18 protein-coding genes are annotated in these 18548 nt (G+C 67.3%); 2 read left to right on the forward strand and 16 right to left on the reverse strand.

Features of this window, described 5'->3' with window-relative positions:
• Nucleotides 1-45: 45 nt before the first annotated feature.
• The 8 genes from JOF48_RS06685 to JOF48_RS06720 form a co-directional block, all read right to left on the reverse strand.
• Entirely contained in the window at nt 46-1971 is a 1926-nt protein-coding gene (locus JOF48_RS06685; RefSeq protein ID WP_209678732.1) for an NHL domain-containing thioredoxin family protein, read from the reverse strand.
• Complete coding sequence (locus JOF48_RS06690) at nt 1971-4190, reverse strand: bifunctional copper resistance protein CopD/cytochrome c oxidase assembly protein (RefSeq protein ID WP_245346795.1); 2220 nt, start codon at nt 4188-4190, stop codon at nt 1971-1973. The genes JOF48_RS06685 and JOF48_RS06690 overlap by 1 nt, the downstream gene beginning before the upstream one ends.
• Nucleotides 4191-4458: 268 nt before the next feature.
• Entirely contained in the window at nt 4459-4740 is a 282-nt protein-coding gene (locus tag JOF48_RS06695; protein ID WP_203314156.1) for an HU family DNA-binding protein, read from the reverse strand.
• A 390-nt stretch (nt 4741-5130) separates the two neighbouring features.
• Nucleotides 5131-5436, reverse strand: coding sequence for a 30S ribosomal protein S14 (rpsN, locus tag JOF48_RS06700; RefSeq protein WP_203314155.1), 306 nt, complete (start codon nt 5434-5436; stop codon nt 5131-5133).
• Between the two features lie 4 nt (nt 5437-5440).
• Nucleotides 5441-5608, reverse strand: a complete 168-nt coding sequence (gene rpmG, locus JOF48_RS06705; protein WP_044574616.1) for a 50S ribosomal protein L33 — start codon at nt 5606-5608, stop codon at nt 5441-5443.
• A complete protein-coding gene (rpmB, locus tag JOF48_RS06710; protein WP_113716244.1) occupies nt 5608-5844 on the reverse strand; it encodes a 50S ribosomal protein L28 in 237 nt (78 codons plus the stop codon). Before rpmB ends, rpmG begins: the two co-directional genes overlap by 1 nt.
• Before the next feature lie 339 nt (nt 5845-6183).
• Nucleotides 6184-6354: a hypothetical protein gene (locus JOF48_RS06715; protein WP_209678739.1), complete on the reverse strand. Its 171-nt coding sequence runs from the start codon at nt 6352-6354 to the stop codon at nt 6184-6186.
• A gap of 142 nt (nt 6355-6496) precedes the next feature.
• The gene (locus JOF48_RS06720) at nt 6497-7270 is read right to left on the reverse strand and encodes an SGNH/GDSL hydrolase family protein (protein ID WP_209678742.1); all 774 of its coding nucleotides are present in this window, start codon (nt 7268-7270) and stop codon (nt 6497-6499) included.
• A gap of 111 nt (nt 7271-7381) precedes the next feature.
• On the opposite strand from JOF48_RS06720, the gene JOF48_RS06725 reads away from it, so the two are divergent.
• On the forward strand, nt 7382-8764 hold the full coding sequence (locus JOF48_RS06725) for an MFS transporter (protein ID WP_209678745.1): 1383 nt from the start codon (nt 7382-7384) through the stop codon (nt 8762-8764).
• 60 nt (nt 8765-8824) lie between these two features.
• Here the strand turns inward: JOF48_RS06725 and JOF48_RS06730 are convergent, their stop codons facing one another.
• Nucleotides 8825-10699 (reverse strand): ABC transporter ATP-binding protein, encoded by a 1875-nt coding sequence (locus JOF48_RS06730; protein WP_209678748.1) that lies wholly within the window; start codon nt 10697-10699, stop codon nt 8825-8827.
• A gap of 102 nt (nt 10700-10801) precedes the next feature.
• Between JOF48_RS06730 and JOF48_RS06735 the strand changes: the two genes are divergently transcribed.
• On the forward strand, nt 10802-11263 hold the full coding sequence (locus JOF48_RS06735) for a MarR family winged helix-turn-helix transcriptional regulator (RefSeq protein ID WP_209678751.1): 462 nt from the start codon (nt 10802-10804) through the stop codon (nt 11261-11263).
• Between the two features lie 136 nt (nt 11264-11399).
• On the opposite strand, the gene JOF48_RS06740 is transcribed toward JOF48_RS06735, so the two are convergent.
• From JOF48_RS06740 to JOF48_RS06770, 7 genes are all read right to left on the reverse strand, one after another.
• Complete coding sequence (locus tag JOF48_RS06740; protein ID WP_342591172.1) at nt 11400-12599, reverse strand: metal-dependent hydrolase family protein; 1200 nt, start codon at nt 12597-12599, stop codon at nt 11400-11402.
• Nucleotides 12596-13018: a VOC family protein gene (locus JOF48_RS06745; protein ID WP_209678754.1), complete on the reverse strand. Its 423-nt coding sequence runs from the start codon at nt 13016-13018 to the stop codon at nt 12596-12598. The genes JOF48_RS06740 and JOF48_RS06745 overlap by 4 nt, the downstream gene beginning before the upstream one ends.
• Before the next feature lie 85 nt (nt 13019-13103).
• Nucleotides 13104-14135 (reverse strand): siderophore-interacting protein, encoded by a 1032-nt coding sequence (locus JOF48_RS06750; protein ID WP_209678756.1) that lies wholly within the window; start codon nt 14133-14135, stop codon nt 13104-13106.
• Nucleotides 14132-15058: an ABC transporter ATP-binding protein gene (locus JOF48_RS06755; RefSeq protein ID WP_209678759.1), complete on the reverse strand. Its 927-nt coding sequence runs from the start codon at nt 15056-15058 to the stop codon at nt 14132-14134. The genes JOF48_RS06750 and JOF48_RS06755 overlap by 4 nt, the downstream gene beginning before the upstream one ends.
• A 1-nt stretch (nt 15059) precedes the next feature.
• The gene (locus JOF48_RS06760; protein ID WP_245346799.1) at nt 15060-16019 is read right to left on the reverse strand and encodes a FecCD family ABC transporter permease; all 960 of its coding nucleotides are present in this window, start codon (nt 16017-16019) and stop codon (nt 15060-15062) included.
• Between the two features lie 104 nt (nt 16020-16123).
• Nucleotides 16124-17272: a FecCD family ABC transporter permease gene (locus JOF48_RS06765; protein ID WP_209678762.1), complete on the reverse strand. Its 1149-nt coding sequence runs from the start codon at nt 17270-17272 to the stop codon at nt 16124-16126.
• Between the two features lie 49 nt (nt 17273-17321).
• Nucleotides 17322-18377, reverse strand: coding sequence for an iron-siderophore ABC transporter substrate-binding protein (locus tag JOF48_RS06770; protein WP_209678765.1), 1056 nt, complete (start codon nt 18375-18377; stop codon nt 17322-17324).
• Nucleotides 18378-18548 lie beyond the last annotated feature (171 nt).

Raw genomic sequence — 18548 nt, forward strand, 5'->3', positions numbered from 1 at the left:
CCCCTCCAAAGTTCCATTGGAGGGGGCTGCGCTGTGGTGCGGCTGTTACTGGACGCCGCGGAGGTCCAGTGCCAGCTCGGAGGCGCCGTCGGCGGTGATGAGCACCGGGATGCCCCAGTCCTGCTGGTAGAGGTGGCAGGCGGCGTGGTCCGGGATCTCGCCGTTGGCGTCCTCCGGCCCGTCGCATGCTGCGGCGCGGGCCGTAAAGTGCAGCACACCCTCGGGCACGTCCGGGTTCAGCACCAGTGTGCGCGCCAGCCCCACGGAGGTTCCCTCGCCGCCCAGCAGCAGTTCCGGCGGCGTGGAGGAGACCTTCAACTGGGTGGGGTCGCCCCAGCGGTCATCCAGCTTCTGCCCCGTGGGGGCGGCAAAGTTGATGGTCAGCGCCAGTTCGCCGGCGGCCACTGGCGTCTTGGGCCGCTGCGTCTGGGCGGCGCCCTCGTCGACCTGCAGGGCGTTCTTGGGCAGCGGCAGGCGGATCAGCTGGTGGCGGTTGGCCTCCACCACAATGAGCAGCGGCACCTCGCCCGATTCGTCCAGCAGCACGTCGCTGGGCTCAGCCAGGCCGCGCGCCAGCGTGCTGACGGTCTTTGCGGCGGGGTCGTAGCGGCGCACGGCACCGTTGTAGGTGTCGGCGACGGCGACGGAACCGTCAGGAAGCACGGCCACGCCGAGGGGGTGCTGCAGGCGTGCCTGGGCGGCCTCACCGTCCCGGAAGCCGAAGTCAAAGAGCCCCTCGCCGATGGCCGTCTCAACTGTTGCGCCGCCGTCGGCAAACTTCAGCACGCGCAGTGCCGAGGTCTCCGAATCTGCGATCCAGATGTTGCCCTTGGCGTCCTCGGTCACGCCGGAAGGCTGGGCAAACCAGGCCTGCTCCGCCGGTCCGTCCAACAGACCCTCGAGCCCGTTGCCGGCCACCACGGTGACTGCGCCGGTGGCGGGTGCGAAGCCGAAGATCTGGTGGGTGCCGGCCATCGCGATGATGACCGTCTCCAGCACGTGCGAGTACGCCACGTCCCACGGCGAGGACAGCGCCACCTCGAGCGGCTCGGAGCCGAGCTCGGTCTCGGAGGCGGGCGCGCCGTCGTCATTGACGCGGGCTGGCCCGGCCTCGAGCAGGCGCTGCACGCCGTTGCCGGCCAGGGTGCGGACCTCGCCGGTGGCCAGGGTGATCCCGCGCAGGCGGTGGTTGACGGAGTCGGCAATGACGACGTCGTAGCCGACTTCCGCCGCCAGCGCGCCCGGGAGCAGCGCAAGTCCCTGCGGCTCGTTGAATTCCGCCTCCTCCGCGCTGCCGTCGCGGAAGCCCTTGGCACCGGATCCGATGGTGCGCACCACGGTGGCCAGGTCCGGACCGGTCTCAACGAGGCGGTGGTGGCCGGTGTCGGAGACCAGGAAGTTGCCGCTCTCCAGCGGCAGGACCTTGCCGGGGAAGCGGAGGTCGCGGGCCACGGGCTCGGGCGCCACGTAGGGGCCGTCGCCGCGATGCAGTGTGCCCTTGGCCTCGTGCTCGGCGATGAGTTCGGGGATCAGCGAGGCCAGGCCTGCTGCGTGTCCTTCCCCGGAGAGGTGCGCCACGATGTAGCCCTCGGGGTCAACCACCACCAGGGTGGGCCAGGCGCGGGCCGAGTAGGCCTGCCAGGTGACCAGTTCAGGGTCGTCCAGGACGGGGTGGGTGATGTCGTAGCGTTCCACGGCTGCGGCCAGGGCCACGGGGTCCGCCTCGTGCTCAAACTTGGGCGAGTGCACGCCCACGGTGACCAGGACGTCCTTGTACTGCGCCTCAAGCGGGCGCAGCTCGTCCAGGACGTGCAGGCAGTTGATGCAGCAGAACGTCCAGAAGTCCAGGATGACGATCTTGCCGCGCAGCTTGTCCAGGCCAAGCTCCACGCCGCCGGTATTGAGCCAGCCTCGGCCCTCAAGCTCGGAGGCCCGGACACGGACGGAACTGGTTTTCGTTGCGGAATCCACTACTTTGCTTCTCCTTGCTGGGCGCCCTGCGGGGCGGCTGTCGGGTCATCGGTGGGGGTTGCATCGGCCGGTGCGCCGTCTGCTGCGGAAGGTGCACCGGGGGTGCCGCCGCCCGCCCGGGCCGGGGCTGCGCCGTCGTGCTTCTCATGCGGCCTGCCCAGGTGCGGCAGCGCGGGTCCGGACTGGGCCGGGGACATTGCAGCGTCTCGGGCTGCCAGCTGCGCGAACATGTCATTGTAAGCGCCCAGGTCGGCGTCGTTATTCCGGTCGGCGGCGCGGTCCCTGCGCTTGGTCTCGCGCGCATCCGACTTAGACCACATGTAAGCGACGCCCAGGGCAATGATCAGGGTGGGGAACTCGCCGATGCCCCAAGCGATGCCGCCCGCTGTTTGCTGGTCGATGAGTGCGGAGTCGCCCCAGGGCCGGCCCATGTTGCCGAAGTAGTCGCCGGAGAGCAGCGCCGTGGACATCATGAGCGAGACACCGAAGAATGCGTGGAACGCCATGGTGGCCAGGAGCAGGAGCAGCCTGAGCGGGTAGGGGGCGCGGGTGGGGAGGGGGTCGGCGCCGATCATGCTCTGCACGAAGATGTAGCCGGTCAGGGTGAAGTGGACGATCATGAGCTCGTGGCCCACGTGGTACTTCATGGCCAGGTCGAAAGCCGGCGTGTAGTAGAACAGGATCAGGCTGCCGGAGAAGTTCGCAGCGGCAAACAGCGGGTGGGTGATGATCTTCGAGTACCAGGAATGGACCAGGACCAGGATCCACTCGCGGATGCCGCGGGAGCCGTCGCGGCGCGGGGCCAGGGCCTGCAGCGCCAGCGAGACGGGCGAGCCCATGGCCAGGAACAGCGGGGCGATGGCCATGAGGGCCATGTGCTCGATCATGTGGGCGCTGAAGGTCACGGCGCCGTAGACGGCCGGGCCGCCGGAGGTGATGTAGACCAGGGCCAGCAGGCCGGCAAACCACGAGACGGTGCGCAGCACGGACCATTTGTCACCGCGCCGGCGCAGCTTCGTGACGCCCATCAGGTAGGCGGTGCCGGCCAGCACGGCAAAGGCCACCCACAACCAGTCGAAGCGCCACTCCGTGAACCAGCTGGAAAGCTGCGGTTCGGGCGGCAGCGGGTAGCCGGTGAGGATCTGTGCGGGGGTCAGCGCCTCCGCGGACAGCTCACGCGACTGCGGCGGGGCGGAACGGCCCAGGGCCACGGCGATGCCGCTGACGGCGCCCATGACCAGGAACTCCACGAAGATCAGCTGCCAGAGCAGGCGGCGGGTGCCGGGGCCGCCGTGGGTGGCCGGCTTGGCACCCTGCTTGGTGCCTCCCTCCAGGCGGGGGATGATCCATTCGCGGTGCATGTAGCCGACGGTGCCCAGCACCACGACGGCGGCAAACTTGGCCAGGATCAGCTGGCCGTAGGAAGAGTAGAAGAGGTCATGCCAGTTGGTGATGCGGATGGCGCCGTTGATGATGCCGGAGCCCGCCACCAGGATGAAGGAGAACAGCGCCAGCGCCGAGAAGCGCTTGAGCGTCTGGGCCGTGATGGCGCCCAGCAGTTGCGACACCACCACCAGGACGATGATGCCGCCCACCCACAGCGACGCGCCGGAGACGTGCAGGAACAGCGAGTTGACCGCGCCCTTGTGGTCGGCGCTCGAGGCCGAGTGCCCGATCAGCGCCTGCGGCACGAACGACAGCATGGCCAGCACCAGCGGCACCGCCAGCCCGCTGATGTTGCGCAGCCCCATGACCAGCGTGGTCACGACGGCGGCCACAATCGTGATGATCAGCCAGGCCTGGCCCACGGGCAGTTCGGTCATGAAGAACACCAGCATGTTGGTGTATTCGGTGGTGCCGGCCAGCGCCAGCCCGGAAATACTGGAGTACGTCAGCACCAGCACGGCAATCGCGGCAACGGTCCAGACGCCGCCCGCCACCATGGCCAGTGTCATGGCCCGGGTGAACGCGGGATGTTCCGGCTCCGGCGCACGCTTGGCAGCATCCTGCTTGTGGCTGCCGGTGCGTGGCCGGTGCGGCTTGAGGTCCTTCGGCAGGATCACCACGGCAAACACCAGCGCACCGATCACGGTGGACAGGGCCACGTTGTGGATGGTGGTGGCCATGGGGAGGCCCCACCTCGTGAAGGCGCCGGGATCAGCCATGTCCTGGACCGCCGTCGCACCTGTCCAAAGCAGGGAGAGGACGACGGCGGCCATGGCGGCTGCCAGCCCCAACCACCACCAGCGGCTGCGGATGCCGTTGGCAAAGCTGTGCCCCGGGGTGGCCGGAGCTGTGCGGGCGGTGGTTGCGGGGGAAGAGTCTACGGGTGACACACCACCTATTCTCCCGCACCCGGTGAACATCGGACGAATCAGGGAGCTCTCAGGAAAGGGTCGCGGTGTGGCGCCGGCGGAGGCACCGCTTAAAAGGTGAAGGCGGCCACCCCGTGGGGAGACCGCCTGCACACATGCTTTTGCGAAGAAATTACTTCTTGACAGCAGCCTTCAGCTTGGAGCCGGCGGACAGCTTGACGCTGTGGCCTGCGGCGATCTGAATGGTCTCACCGGTCTGCGGGTTGCGGCCGGTGCGAGCTGCACGGTCGGTGCGCTCAACGGAGAGCCAGCCCGGGATGGTGATCTTTTCGCCGGCTGCAACGGAGCTCTCGAAAACGGAGAAGAGTGCATCCAAAACGCTGTTCACTGCGGTCTGGCTGGTCTCAGCCTTTGCAGCAACTTCAGCAACCAGTTCGCTACGGTTCTTAGCCATGTTTGTCCTCCTGGACGTCAAGTGAATCCAATTCCACGCGGTTGCGTGTCAACCACTGCTAGCGAACTTACCAGCAATTCCGCGAGATTCCGGTAAATTTCCGCATTTTTCGGCGTTTTCAGGGTCATTTTCCCCGTGTTGCCGGGTTTTTTCGCTCTCGGCCGAGCGTTTTGGGCCTGCTGAGCCGCCTTGCGGCACCTTCGGGTGCGACCTGCGGGCCCCCGATGACACGCGACTCACAGCACACGGCCGCCTCGCAGATGGGGCGAATGCGCGGCTGCTTCGGGGGGCCGGAGGAGTGCCGGCCCGGACCAACGGAAGAGTCGAAGGGCGGCAAAAAGGGCGGCCACCCGAAGGTGACCGCCCTTTTTTACTGCCGGAAATCAGTGATTACCAGCTGGACTTCTTGATGCCGGGCAGTTCGCCAGCGTGCGCCATCTTGCGGAAGCGTACACGGGAGATGCCGAACTTCTGGAGCGTTCCACGCGGGCGGCCGTCGATGGCGTCGCGGTTGCGAACGCGTACCGGTGAGGCGTTGCGGGGGAGCTTCTGCAGGCCCAGGCGGGCTGCTTCGCGCTCTTCCGGAGTGGAGGCGGGGTTAACGAGGGCCTTCTTGAGGGCGAGACGCTTTTCGGCGTAACGCTCTACGATGACCTTGCGCTGCTCGTTCTTCGCGATCATGGACTTCTTGGCCATAGTCTTAGCGCTCCTCTCGGAATTCAACGTGCTGACGGATCTTGGGATCGTACTTCTTCAGGACCAGGCGGTCCGGAGTGTTACGACGGTTCTTGCGGGTCACGTACGTGAAACCGGTACCCGCGGTGCTCTTCAGCTTGATGATCGGACGTACGTCCTTGTCTTTTGCCATTAGAGCTTCACCCCACGTGCCAGAATCTGTGCAACAACGGCGTCAATACCGCGTACATCGATGACCTTGATGCCCTTGGCAGAAACCTGCAGGGTCACATTGCGGCGCAGGGACGGAACCCAGTAGCGCTTCTTCTGAATGTTCGGATCGAACCGGCGCTTGTTGCGGCGGTGCGAGTGCGAAATGCTATGCCCAAAGCCCGGCTCGGCTCCGGTCACCTGGCAGTGTGCTGCCATGATCACTCCTAGTTAAATATGTGGATACGGCTCACTGGTGCAAACCGTGCGCTTCGGCGGCGTCCGCCCCGGGACAGCATTCTTCCCACAACATTTTCATGATTGAAAAAGAAGAAGTGCTCTCCGGCGAATACCCGAATGCACGCAACTTGAGCCCCTAACTACCGGCCCGCGGGAGGATAATCACCGCAAACCGGAGCAATTGCACACGCTCCGCGCCACCTAGCGCCTAACCAGTCTAGTTGCTCCCGGCCGATATGACTAATTGACATACCACACCCTTGCCCGGACATGGCCCGCGGCGCGGCAGGCGCGCAGGGCGAGGGTTGTTTCAAGGTGTCAGGACGGCCAGATGCCCCTGATGTCGCGGTCGGCGGACGCCTGCTGGCCGGCAGGGAAGCCAACCCGTAAAAAAGCAGCGTCGGTGTCGCGAAGCTGCCGCATGTTGCGCAAGGCTTCACGCAATGTCTCCGGCGCCGCCTGCAACGTCGCTCCCGCAATATCAGCCATCGTGGTGCTCTCTTTCCGTAAACCAGTAATCCGTGTGTCGTTGTTTCCGACACTACGGACATGGCACGGCGCACACATCGGTAATTACTACGTATCTTTGAGTTTCAGCCGATGCCGGCCCCCGACAACCGGCCGGAGCAGTTCAGGCGAGCGGGCTGCGCAGGGCCGGGTACCGGGCGCTGAGATTGTCGCCCGAGGAAACCCCGCGCAGGCGGCGGCTGACCCAGGGCCCCACGTATTCCCTGGTCCAGGCGGCGTTGTCCTTGAGGACCTCCGCCGAGGTCTTGACGGGAATGGGCGGCAGCTCGGGGAGGGGGATGCGCACGGTTTCACCGATCTGCTCCAACACGCGGTTGGCCATGTTGATGTGTCCGGGGGTGGACATGTGCATGCGGTCGATCCCCCACAGGCGCCAGTCGTTGTACTCCCGGAAGCGCCAGTAGTCCACAAGTTCGGCGCCGTGGGTCTCGGCAACCTCGCGGACCAGTTCGTTGTAGACGGCGGTGCGTCCGCGGATGCTGGAGAAGACCTTCGAGGAGCTGGCGTCGTAGCCGGTGAAAATGAGCAGGCGCGTGCCCGTTGCCGCCAGCTTGCCCAGTCCGTCAGAGTACCCGGCGATCATGGCGTCAATGTCCACCTTGGGGCGCAGGATGTCGTTGATGCCGGCGTAGATGGTGACGAGTGTGGGATTCAGGGCCACAGCCGCGTCGATCTGCTCGGAGAGGATCTGCCTCATCTTCTTGCCGCGGATCGCGAGGTTGGCGTAGCCCCAGCTCTCCTCCGAATGGGCCAGTGCCAGCTGCTCAGCCGCCCGGTCCGCCCAGCCGCGGACCTGGTTGGGCAGGGCCGCGTCCGTGTCGCCGAGGCCCTCCGTGAATGAATCGCCCAATGCCACGTACCGTTGCGAAAATTCCACGCCTGCTCCTTGTGGCCGCAGTCTGGCAGCGGCCGTCATCCGATTGCGGTCTTTTGTTGTCTCAACCATTAATTAGGCTAATCCTATGACTTCGTTCCTCCAGTTCCCCGCGTGAGCTCCCCCGCGACCATCTGGGGCGGGCAGTACCGTGGCGCCACCCTGGGATTTTTCGGCCTGGCATTCATGGTGGCCTACTCCTTCGCCGCCGTCACGACGGCCATGCCGGCGGCCGCCAGGGAGCTCGACGGGCTGCCGCTCTACGGCCTGGCGTTTGGCATCACCATGGCCACCTCCATTGTTTCGATGACCCTTGCCGCCCATTGGATTGACCGGTCCGGGCCCCAGATGCCACTGCTGGCCGGCGTGGGCATCTATGTGCTGGGCATGTTCCTTTCCGCGTGGGCCCCCACCATGGAACTGCTGGTGGCGGCGCGCGCCCTGACCGGTTTCGGTTCCGGGCTCGACGGCGTCGCCCTCTACGTGGGCATCGCCCGGGTCTTCCCGGCGCACCTGAGGCCCAAGATGTTTGGCGCCCTGGCCGCTGCCTGGCTCTTGCCCTCCATCGTTGGGCCCGCCTTGAGCGGTGTGGTCACCGACCACTTTGGCTGGCGCTGGGTGTTTGGCACCGTACCCGTCCTGGCCATTGCCGCCGTGGCCCTTCTGCTGCGCGGCAGCCGTGGCAGCGGCATGAATGTGGCTGGGGAGGATGCCGTGCCCCGCACGACGGCGATGCCCGGCTCCCGCTGGTCCGCCCGCCTTTGGTGGAAGCCGGCCTGGGCGGTGGTGGCGTCCGCCTCGGTGCTGATGCTCGGCGATGCCACGACCCTCGTGCAGCCGTGGTGGCCCGCCCAGCTGGGTGCCGCCGTCGTGCTTCTTGCGGTGGCCGTGAATGTCCTGCTGCCGAGGGGAATGTGGCGGGCGGCGCACGGCCTGCCCTCGCTCATCCTGATGCGCGGGCTGATGGGCACCGGTTTCACGATTGCTGACGTCTACCTGCCGCTGTTCATGATCGACCAGCGCGGCTTGCCGGCATGGCTGGCCGGGCTGTCCCTGACGGTGGGTGGCATAACGTGGGCGGTGGGCGCATGGCTGGCGGGACGGGGCACGTTGCGGCCGGGACAGTCGCTGCGCTGGGGCGCTGCGTTCATGCTGTTCGGCATGTTGGTTGCCGCGCTGGTGCTCATCCCCGGCTGGCCCGTCTGGATTGCGTGGGTGGGCTGGGCTGCTGCCGGATTCGGCATTGGTGTGGCCTACCCGACGCAGTCGGTGGTGGTGCTGGGCGAATCTGCGCCGAGCGAGCAGGGCGCCAATGCGTCTGCCCTGCAACTGAGCGAGACCCTGTTGACGGCAACCATGCTGGCCGTGGTGGGTGCAGTTTTTGCCGCCCTGCTGGGCCTTGGCGAGGCCGGCTATGCCATGGCATTTGGTGTGGCGTGTGCGCTGGGGCTTGGCACGCTGCTGGTTTCGCGGCGTGCGGCGGCGGGCCAGGCGTAGCCGCCTGCCCGGGCCGGCCAGGCCGGCATTTTCAACCGCGGCGCCGGATGGCCGGACCGCTCAGGAAGCCAGTTCCAGTTCTTCGCCTGCCGCGATGAGCGCAGCGTAGGCTCCGCCGGCGCTGCGGAGGTTCGACGGCGTTCCCACCTCCACGAGTTCGCCGCCCGCAAGCACGGCGAGCTGGTCCGCATCCTCCACCGTGGTGAGGCGGTGGGCGATGGTCAGGGTGGTGCGGCCCACGGCCAGGTGGTCCAGTGCCAGCTGCACGGCAGCCTCGGTGGTGTTGTCCAGTGCGGAGGTGGCCTCGTCCAGGACCAGCACGCGCGGGTTGCGCAGGATGGTCCGGGCGATGGCAAGGCGCTGCTGCTCGCCGCCGGAGAAGCGGTGGCCGCGGGCGCCGACCAGGGTGTCCAGCCCGTCAGGGAGTCCGGCCACAAGGTCTGCGATTTGTGCAGAAGCCAGGGCCTTCCAGAGGGTGGCATCGTCGGCGTCCGGCGCGGCCAGCAACAGGTTTTCGCGGATGGAGGCGTGGGCCAGGTAGCTCTCCTGCGACACCACACCCACAATGCGGGCCAGCACATCCGGCGCTATGTCGCGGACGTCCACGCCGTCGATCGTGACCCGGCCGCCGGTGGCATCGTGCAGCCGAGGAAGCAGGGCACCCAGCGTGGACTTGCCGGAACCGGTGGGGCCGACCACGGCGGTGCCCGAGCCGGCCGGAAGCGAAAGGTTGATGCCGCGCAAAACATCAGGGCCGCCGTCGTACGCGAAATGGACGTTTTCAAAGCGGACTTCGCCGCGCACCGTCTCAGGGTCCAGCGCAACCGGGCGGGCAGGGGCCTTGATCTCCGGCTCGAGGTCCAGGTATTCAAAGATGCGGGAGAACAGGGCCATGGCGCTGACCCACTGCACGCCGAGGTTCAGCAGGCCCATGATGGGCCGGAAGATGGTGGACTGCAGGGCCGTGAACGCGACGATGGTGCCGATGCTCAGGGTGGTTCCGGGCAGGCCGCCGGCGAAGTAGATGAGGGCGGGGATGGCGGAGAAGATGATGCTCATGGTGGCCATCCGCCAGCGACCGGCCAGCTGTGAGCGCAGTTCCAGGCCGATCAGGCGCTCGGAGCTTTCGGTGTAGCGGGCGGCGTCGCGGCCCGTGGTGCCGAGGGTTTTGGCCAGGCGCACGCCGGAGATGCTCAGGCCTTCCTCCACGTAGGTGTTCATGGTGGCGAGCTCGGCCTGCATGGTTGAGGTGATGTCGCGGCGCAGCAGGGCCACGCGGCGGGAGAACCAGACGGCGGGCGGGATCACGAAGAGCGAGAGCAGCGAAAGTTGCGGCGAGAGGACGATCATGGCGGCCGCGGTGGCGACGGCGGTGGTCACGTTGGATGCGATGCCGGTGGCCGTTGAGGTGATGACGGACTGCATGCCGGAGATGTCGTTGTTCAGGCGCGACTGCACCTCGCCGCTGCGGGTCCTGGTGAAGAACGCGAGCGACTGCTTCTGCAGGTGCGTGAACAGCCGGGTGCGCAGCGTGTGCATGATTTTCTGGCCCATGCCCGTGGTCATCCAGGTCTGGACCACGCCGATGACGGCGGTTGCGGCGGCCACGGCGATCATGGCGCCGGCCAGCAGCCCCAGCAGCCGCAGGTCCTTGTGGGGCAGCGCTTCGTCGATGATGCCGCGGACCAGGAACGGCTGCGCCAGGCCGATCAGGCTTGAGGCGCTGATGAGAAGCACGACGACGGCAATGGTCGCCTTGTGCGGTGCGAACAGGGCGGCGATGCGCTTCGGGTTCACGGGGTGCAGCTTGATTTGTTTCTTGTCGGCCGGATTGATGCGGCCCGGGCCGCGGCCGCCATATTCGCCGCGGGCGTTGAAGTTAGAAGTGCCGGTGTCTTCACGGCCAGGTTTTTGAGTTCGGGTTTTCTCCCTCATGGGCGCCACCTCCAAATGGTGTGCGGGGTGCGGGACTCGCACCAACTAATAGAGAGGTTACCTCACTATGTGGTTGCGTGTCAATATTGGTATGCTGGCGGCATGGCTTCCCCTGACGATGCGCCGGACCTTGGCGAACTTTTTCACGCTGCATTCCGCGGCCTGCGCCGCACCTGGGCCGAGCAGCTGGCCCCCTGGGAGCTGACCCCGCACCAGTGGCGGGCGCTCATGACCCTGCTCCGTGGGCGCGGCGGCTCCGGCCGCCCAGGCTCCGCCTGCGACGTTGCGGCGGACGTCCGACTGAAGGACCTGGCGGACCGGCTGCGCATCGCCCCCCGTTCCGCCACCGAGGTGGTGGACCAGTTGGAGGTCAAGGGGCTGGTCCGGCGGGAACCGGACCCCACGGACCGGCGGGCAACACTGATTGTGGCCACCGGTGCCGGGAAAAAGCTCTTCGCGGACGTCCAGGCGGAGCGCCGCGACAAGTCAAGCGAGTACTTTGCCCGGCTCTCCCCCGAGGACCGCGCCGAACTGGCAAGAATCCTGGCCCAACTCCCCCACTAACACGCGCCCACCCAGGACGCTCTCGCAGCAATGGCTGATTAATTGCAAACGCTCTCGCACACCCTGGCAGGGTGTGCGAGAGCGTCCGGGGAAAACCAGCCATTGCTGCGAGATCGTCACGGGTTAGGGGCAGGTGTCAGGCCACCACGCGGCCAGCTTGTATGACCGTTCGCGGGCGCGACTCGTCCCACAGCACGGAGGCGTCCTCAAAGGGGTTGCCGTCCAGGACCAGCACGTCGGCATGGGCGCCCACGCCGATCCGCCCAATCAGCGGGTCCTGCAGCAGCTCCGCATTGACCGATGTCATGGACCTCAGCGTTTCGAGCATCCCGGCGGCCTCGACCTGCAGCCGCACGCCGGCCAGCTGCTCGGTTTCCAGCGCTCCCATGAGGTCCGATCCGAAGCCCACCTTGACGCCGGCTGCGAGCGCCAGCTCAATCGCGGTCTTGCCGGCGGAGAGCACCTCCACATTCTTCGCCTGCGATACGGGGTGCAGCCCCAGTTCTTCGCCGAAGCGGTCCATCGCGTAGTAGGCGGCCAGGGTGGGCACCAGGAAACTGCCGTGCGCGGCCATCAGCGCGGCGGTTTCCGCGTCCAGCAGGTTGCCGTGCTCAATGCTCCGCACCCCGTTCTCCACCGAATGCCGGATGGCCTCGGGCGAATAGGCATGCGCGGCCACATAGCGGTTCCGGCGCCCCGCCTCCTCGGTCACGGCCCTGATCTCCTCGGCCGAATACTGCGGCACGCGGATCGGGTCGGTCAGCGAGACCACCCCGCCGGAGGTCATGATCTTGATGGCGTGCGCGCCCGTGCGGAAGCGGTTGCGGACGGCCTTGCGCAGCTCATCCACACCGTCCACAACGTCGCACATGTGGCCGTGGCTGAAGCACAGGTCAAGGTCCTCGGCGCGTGGATCCCCGTGCCCGCCGGTCTGGCTCAGCGCCGGGCCGGTGAACAGGTAGCGCGGCGAGGCAAACAGTCCCTCGCGCACGGCCTTTGCCAGGCCGATGTCACCGCCGGCCACGTCGCGCACCGTGGTGAAGCCGCGGCGCAGCGCCTTGCCCAGGCGCAGCGATCCGGCCAGGGCGGCGTAGCTCAGGGGGCCGCGCTCCACTTCCATGCCGCCAAGCCCGACGGCGTACGCGTGGAAGTGCGCATCGATGAGCCCCGGGACCACCACCTTCCCGGACGCATCGAGCACCTCCCCTTCCGGGGCCACCTGCCCAACCGCCGCGATGGCGCCGTCGCGCATGACGATGGAACCGGCCACCAGCTCGGGCGAGGTGCCGTCAAAGATCAGCGCATTGGTGATGGTTTGGACAGCAGCAGGGCTCACGCCTGTCCTTCCCCGGGGGTGCCGGCAATGTTGACCATCCACGGCACGCCGAACTTGTCGGTCAGCATGCCGAAGGTGTCGCCCCACGGGGCCTTGGTGAGGGGCTCGCCGATCGTGGCGCCGTCGGAAAGGGCGTCCCACCAGCCGCGCAGCACCGTCTCGTCGTCACCGCTGAGGGAGACACTGGAGTTGGCACTGATTTCCATGCTGTTGGGGACGTCGGCGCCCATCAGGACGATGTCGTTGTCGCCGGTCAGCATGGCGTGCATGATCTTGTTGCCCTCGGCGGGGTCGTCAAACATGGGCATCTCGGCGTAGGTGCTCAGGTCCAGGGTGCCGCCGAAGATTGAATGGTAGAACTCCATGGCGCCGCGGGCGCTGTCGCGGAAGTTCAGGTAGGGGTTGAGGCGTACTGTCATGATGGCACTCCTGAAGTGGGGATTGGATCGGACACATGAAATTATGCTCCGCTTCCGGCGCCCTGTCAGCAGCCGCGGCCAAACGCTATCCCGGCAGGGCCTGGCCCTTGCGCCAATACCCCATGAAGGCCACCGAATTCCTGTCCATGCCGACATCGCGCACCAGGTAGCGGCGCAGCCCCCGGATGGTTGCCGCCTCCCCCGCCAGCCACGCATACAGGCCGTGCCCGGACGAAGCGGCAGGGGTTTCCCAGAGGATCGTGGCATCAACATCCACGTCCTCGGGCTCCTCGCCAACATCGCAGGCGGCGGGGACAACAATGGTCCCAACGCTCCGGGCCAGCGACTCACCGTGGGCCCCGTCCCCACGCGCCAGCCAGCGCACCTCAACACCCGGCGGCACGCTCAGGTCCAGGAAGTCCGCTGCCGAGGGAACCTCCAGCACGGCGTGGCCGCTCACATGCTCCGGCAGGTTTTCCAGGATGGCGGCGATCGCGGGAACGGCCGTCTCGTCGCCCACCAGCAGGACCCTCTCAGCAGAACCCGGCGCAAACTCGATCCCCACGCAGTCGCCCCAGCGTGCGCACGGGCCGATGACCGTCATGGCGTCACCGGGCTGCGCTGCGGCGGCCCATTCGGCGGCCGGCCCTGATGCGGCACCCGGGCTGCCGTCTGCCTGCCCAGAGTCCAGGTGCAGGACAAAGTCGACGTCCAGTTCGGCCGGAACTGCCGGACGCCCGCCCGCGGCGGCAACCGCAGGGCGCAGGGCCCGGACGGTGTAGGTGCGCATGACTCCGCGCACGGACTCATCCAGCTCTCGCCACTTTTGGTACCAGTCGTCCCGCAGCGAGCCGCGGTCCGCGCTGAGCGCCGGCAGCGGGTGCCCCGGCGAGGGGATCATGACCTTGATGCGCAGGTCCAGGGTCTGCCCGTCGGCATTGGAGCCAAACAAGTCCAAATCGGCGCCCCGAAAGGTGATCCGCCGGAAGTGCGGCGTCAGCTGCTCCACGGCACTGACTTCAAGCTCAAAGGCACGGATGGGCCGAATCCCATCCCCTGCCGCACCGCCGGCCCCGGCCACTGCATCCACAGCCCGTTCCTCAACCGTTGAACTCATGCCTGCACACCTTCCGATTCGGGAACCATCTCAAGATCCTGCAACTTCTTTGCCGCGGCATCCGCCAGCAGGGCCGCCCGGCGCCCAATGGGCACCACCATGGGCGTGCCCACCACGGGGTCTGCCACCACCACCGATTCCAGCCCGAAGACTTCCTGCACCAGCTCCGCCGTCAGCACCGTGGACGGCGCCCCCTGAGCCACGATTGCACCTGATTTCATGGCGACCAGGTGGTCCGCGTAACGCGCAGCCAGGTTGAGGTCGTGGAGCACAATCGCCACCGTGATCCCGCGCCGTGCATTGAGCTCGGAGACCACGTCCAGCACCTCCACCTGGTGCGCCAGGTCCAGGTAGGTTGTGGGTTCGTCCAGCAGCAGCACCTCTGTTTCCTGCGCCAGCGCCATGGCGATCCACACACGCTGGCGCTGCCCGCCGGACAGCTCGTCAATGTTGCGCCCGGCCAGCTCGGCCGTGCCGGTGACGTTGAGCGCGGCGGCCACGGCGTCGTCGTCGGCCGCCGTCCACTGCCGGAACCAGCCCTGGTGCGGGCTGCGTCCCCGCCCCACCAGGTCGGCAACGCTGATGCCGTCCGGCGCCGTGGGCGATTGCGGCAGAATGCCAAGCTCGCGCGCCAGCTTGCGGGTGGGCACCTTGTGGATGTCGGCCCCGTTCAGATGCACGACGCCGGCACTTGGCGCCAGCAGCCTGGCCAGCCCTCTCAGCAGCGTGGATTTGCCGCAGGCGTTGGCTCCCACAATGATGGTCACCTTCCCTGCGGGCAGTTCCACGTCCAGCTGGTCCACAATCTGCCGGTCCCCGTAGCCCAGTGTCAGGCCGCTGGCGGACAGGGTTGCGGCGCGCAGTTGGCCGGCAGGATTTCCGGCAGAAAGACCGGCGGCACGCTGTTGTGTTGTGAAAGCCATCTCAGCCTCCTTGGTTGGCACGGTTGGATGAAATGAGCAGCCACAGCAGGAACGGTGCCCCGAGCGCACCCGTGACAACGCCCACCGGCAGCGACGTTCCAGGGACGGCGTTGACGGCGGCAAAGTGGGCGGCCAGCACAATGGCCGCCCCCACCAGTCCGGACAGCGGCAGGCTCGCCGCTCCCCCGTTCAGCCGCTTGGCGATGGGTCCGGACAGGAACGCCACGAAGGCGATCGGTCCCGCGGCGGCGGTGGGGAATGCCGCAAGCAGCACGCCGAGGACGATCAGCAGCAGGCGGGCCCGCGGCACGTTGAAGCCGAGCCCGGCTGCGGTGTCGTCGCCCAGCGACAAACCGCGTAGCTCGCGCCCGCCAAGGGCAACCAGCGGCGCCAGCACCACCAGCGCGACGGCCAGGATGCCCACGCGCTCCCAGTTCGCCGAGTTCAGCGACCCCGTCAGCCACACCATGAGCTCCTGGGCGCTGCTGATGTCCGCCCGGGACATCAGGAAGGTGACCACAGCCTGCATGAACGCCGCCGCTCCAATCCCCACCAGGATCAGGCCTGTGCCGCCCCGGCCGCGCGCCAGGACGGAGATCAGCAGCGCCACCAGGAGCGCCCCGACGATTGCCGCCGCCGAAACACCGCCCCCGCGAATCCCAAAAAGCACCACGGCGGCCACCGCCGCGGCGCTGGCCCCGTAGCTGATGCCGATGATGTCCGGGCTGGCCAGCGGGTTGCGCAGCATGGTCTGGAACACCGCACCGGCCACACCAAACGATGCCCCCGCAAGCAGCCCCAGCAGCGCCTGCGGCAGCTTGTTTTCCATGACGATGAAGCTGGCACCGGGAATGTTCTCCCCGCCCAGCATGGCCAGAAGATCGGGAACGGTGACAGTGAAACTTCCCAGCAGGACGTTCACGGCCAACAGCGCGAACACCAGCACGGCCATGCCGCCCATGATGCATGCCCGACGCCGGGCAGGAGCCTTGCGCTGCCCGCGCAGCCAGGCGCCGTCCACCACGGGCGGCGCGGCGTTGGGCATGGCGTTCTTCTCCAGGAGGCTCACAGCTCGGCCTGCTTTCCGCGGCGCACCACGGCGATGAAGACCGGCGCGCCAATGATTGCGGCAAGAATGCCGGCGGGCACCTCGCTGGGGAGCAGGATGACGCGGCCCGCCACGTCGGCCGCCAACAGCACGGCCGGTGCGGCAAGCAGGGAAAGTGGCAGCAGCCAGCGGTAGTCCGGACCCACCAGTCCGCGCAACAGGTGCGGCACAATGAGCCCGATGAAGCCGATGGGCCCGGCCAGGGCGGTCGCGGAGCCGCACAACAGCACGATGCCGACGGCCGACACGGCACGTCCCACTCCGGGGCGCTGGCCCAGCCCGCGCGCCATGTCATCGCCCAGGGCGAGGGTGTTGAGCAGGCGGCCCGTGCACAACAAAATCACCACGCCCACGGCAACAAACGGCAGCACGGCCAGAATGGAATCCCAGGACTTCCCGGCGAGGGCGCCCACCTGCCAGCGCCGGAACAGTTCCAGCGAGTCCTGGCTCGAGACCAGCATGGCGCTCATGAGCGAGCCCATCCCGGCGGCAACCGCTGCACCGGCCAGGGCGAGCTTGACCGGCGTGGCGCCGCTGCGGCCCAGGCTTGCCACAAGATAAACAACGACGGCGGCCACCGCACTTCCGGCGAAGGCGAACCACAGATAGCTGGAGACGCCGGCGGCGCCGAAGAAGAAGATGCCGGAAACAACGGCCAGGGAGGCTCCGGCGTTGACGCCGAGGATGCCCGGATCGGCCAGCGGGTTGCGGGCCACGCCCTGCATGGAGGTCCCGGCCAGGCCCAGCGACAACCCCACCACGAGCCCGGCCACCGTGCGCACGATGCGGGAAAGCACCACGGCATGATCGCCGTTGGCGGGGTCAAAGGCGAACAGTGCATCCAGCACCGTGGCAGGTGCGATGCTGCGGGCGCCGATGGCCAGCGAAGCCAGTGCTACGAGCAGCAGGGCGGCACCCAGGACAGCGAGCCAGCACAGTCGGCGGCGGGTGTTGAAGCCCTTGGCCGCCAGCGACGGGGCGGGCCCCGGCGCCGTCCGCGCACCCGCCTGGGTGGGCACAGCGGAAGCGGCGGAGGGCTGGGAGGCGGTGTCCGGCGTCGCGCTTCCGGCAACGGACGTTCCTTCCGCCGCTGTTCCCTCCTGCATGGCCACTCCTCCCGCCACCGTTGGCGCTGCGCCGCCCACCGGTCCGCCCTTAGGCCTTCTCGGCCGCGGCGGCGAGCTGGGGCAGGAACGCGTCAAGCGCCCAGGGCAGGCTCAGCGGGGAAGATGCGGAAATGGCCAGGGTGAGGGTGTTGTCGGAATCGGCCACGAAGGCACCGGACTTGACGGCGGGGATCTGGCCCAGCAGGGGGTCCTTGGTGATGGCTTCCTTGGTCTTGGAGTCGGGCACCCAACTGACGAAGACCTGGGAGTCGAGCTCGTTGGCCTTCTCTGCGGACCAGGGGATGAAGAAGCCGTCGGCGTTCTTCTCTGCCTCGACCACCACGGGCGCCAGCTCCATGCCGATGCTGGTGAGGAACTTGGGGCGGTTGTCGCCGGAGAGGTAGACGTTGACGCCGTCGCTCTTGGCGGGCTCAAGGTTGCCGTAGATGAAGGTCTTGCCCTTGATGGCCGGGTACTTGGCGGCCTGTTCGGCGATGGTCTTTTCCGTGGCGGCGATGAGATCCTTGGCGGCCTGTGAGCGGCCCAGCGCGGCACCGATCATGGTGGTGGAGTCCTGCCAGGCGGTGCCGTACGCGGCTTCCGGGAAGGCGATGACGGGGGCGATCTTGGACAGCTTGTCGTAGTCCTCCTGCGTCAGGCCCGAGTAGGCGGCGAGGATGATGTCCGGGCTGGTCTTGGCGATCTCTGTGAAGTTCACGCCGTCCTCTTCGGAGTACTGGACCGGGGACTTCTCGGTGCCGATGGCTGCGCCGGCCTTCTCCAGGGCCGCATCCTTCCACGGCACGGAGCCCTGCTCGTTGCCGCCCCATTCATTCTTGGGCATGCCGACGGGGATGACGCCGAGGGCAATGGCGATGTCGTCATTGACCCAGGAGACCGTGGCCACGCGCTGGGGTGCGGCCTTGATGACGGTCTCGCCGTAGATGTGCTTGACCGTGACGGGGAACTTGTCTGCCGCAGCGGGTGCATTTTGGGTTTCGGTGCCGCCGACTGTTCCCGTGGAGCAGCCTGCCAGGCCCACTCCGAGGGCTGCGAGCGATACTGAAAGGCCCAGCTTGAGACCTTGGCGGCGCGAAAATTCCATGTCGATTCCTAACGGTGACCCCAACGGCAAGGCATGCCACGTTTAGGCAAGCCTTAGCTAACACTAGGGGAACATTTCACCATTAGGCAAAGTTTTGCTGACCTATTAGCCTCTTCGCGTCGTGGTCGCAGCAAAAATCCGGGACTTTTCAGGGCGGAATGTGGGCAGAGT

This window comes from Arthrobacter stackebrandtii (genome assembly GCF_017876675.1).
Lineage (GTDB): Bacteria > Actinomycetota > Actinomycetes > Actinomycetales > Micrococcaceae > Specibacter > Specibacter stackebrandtii.

Coding starts and splice junctions, on each gene's coding strand:
- JOF48_RS06760 (WP_245346799.1), bottom strand. CDS start 16,019: ATGGGCGGCATGGCCGTGCTGGTGTTCGCGCTGTTGGCCGTGAACGTC.
- JOF48_RS06770 (WP_209678765.1), bottom strand. CDS start 18,377: ATGGAATTTTCGCGCCGCCAAGGTCTCAAGCTGGGCCTTTCAGTATCG.
- rpmG (WP_044574616.1), bottom strand. CDS start 5,608: ATGGCAAAAGACAAGGACGTACGTCCGATCATCAAGCTGAAGAGCACC.
- JOF48_RS06695 (WP_203314156.1), bottom strand. CDS start 4,740: ATGGCTAAGAACCGTAGCGAACTGGTTGCTGAAGTTGCTGCAAAGGCT.
- JOF48_RS06745 (WP_209678754.1), bottom strand. CDS start 13,018: ATGACAGTACGCCTCAACCCCTACCTGAACTTCCGCGACAGCGCCCGC.
- JOF48_RS06750 (WP_209678756.1), bottom strand. CDS start 14,135: ATGAGTTCAACGGTTGAGGAACGGGCTGTGGATGCAGTGGCCGGGGCC.
- JOF48_RS06755 (WP_209678759.1), bottom strand. CDS start 15,058: ATGGCTTTCACAACACAACAGCGTGCCGCCGGTCTTTCTGCCGGAAAT.
- JOF48_RS06690 (WP_245346795.1), bottom strand. CDS start 4,190: ATGGCCGCCGTCGTCCTCTCCCTGCTTTGGACAGGTGCGACGGCGGTC.
- JOF48_RS06715 (WP_209678739.1), bottom strand. CDS start 6,354: ATGGCTGATATTGCGGGAGCGACGTTGCAGGCGGCGCCGGAGACATTG.
- rpmB (WP_113716244.1), bottom strand. CDS start 5,844: ATGGCAGCACACTGCCAGGTGACCGGAGCCGAGCCGGGCTTTGGGCAT.
- JOF48_RS06765 (WP_209678762.1), bottom strand. CDS start 17,272: ATGCAGGAGGGAACAGCGGCGGAAGGAACGTCCGTTGCCGGAAGCGCG.
- JOF48_RS06735 (WP_209678751.1), top strand. CDS start 10,802: ATGGCTTCCCCTGACGATGCGCCGGACCTTGGCGAACTTTTTCACGCT.
- JOF48_RS06730 (WP_209678748.1), bottom strand. CDS start 10,699: ATGAGGGAGAAAACCCGAACTCAAAAACCTGGCCGTGAAGACACCGGC.
- rpsN (WP_203314155.1), bottom strand. CDS start 5,436: ATGGCCAAGAAGTCCATGATCGCGAAGAACGAGCAGCGCAAGGTCATC.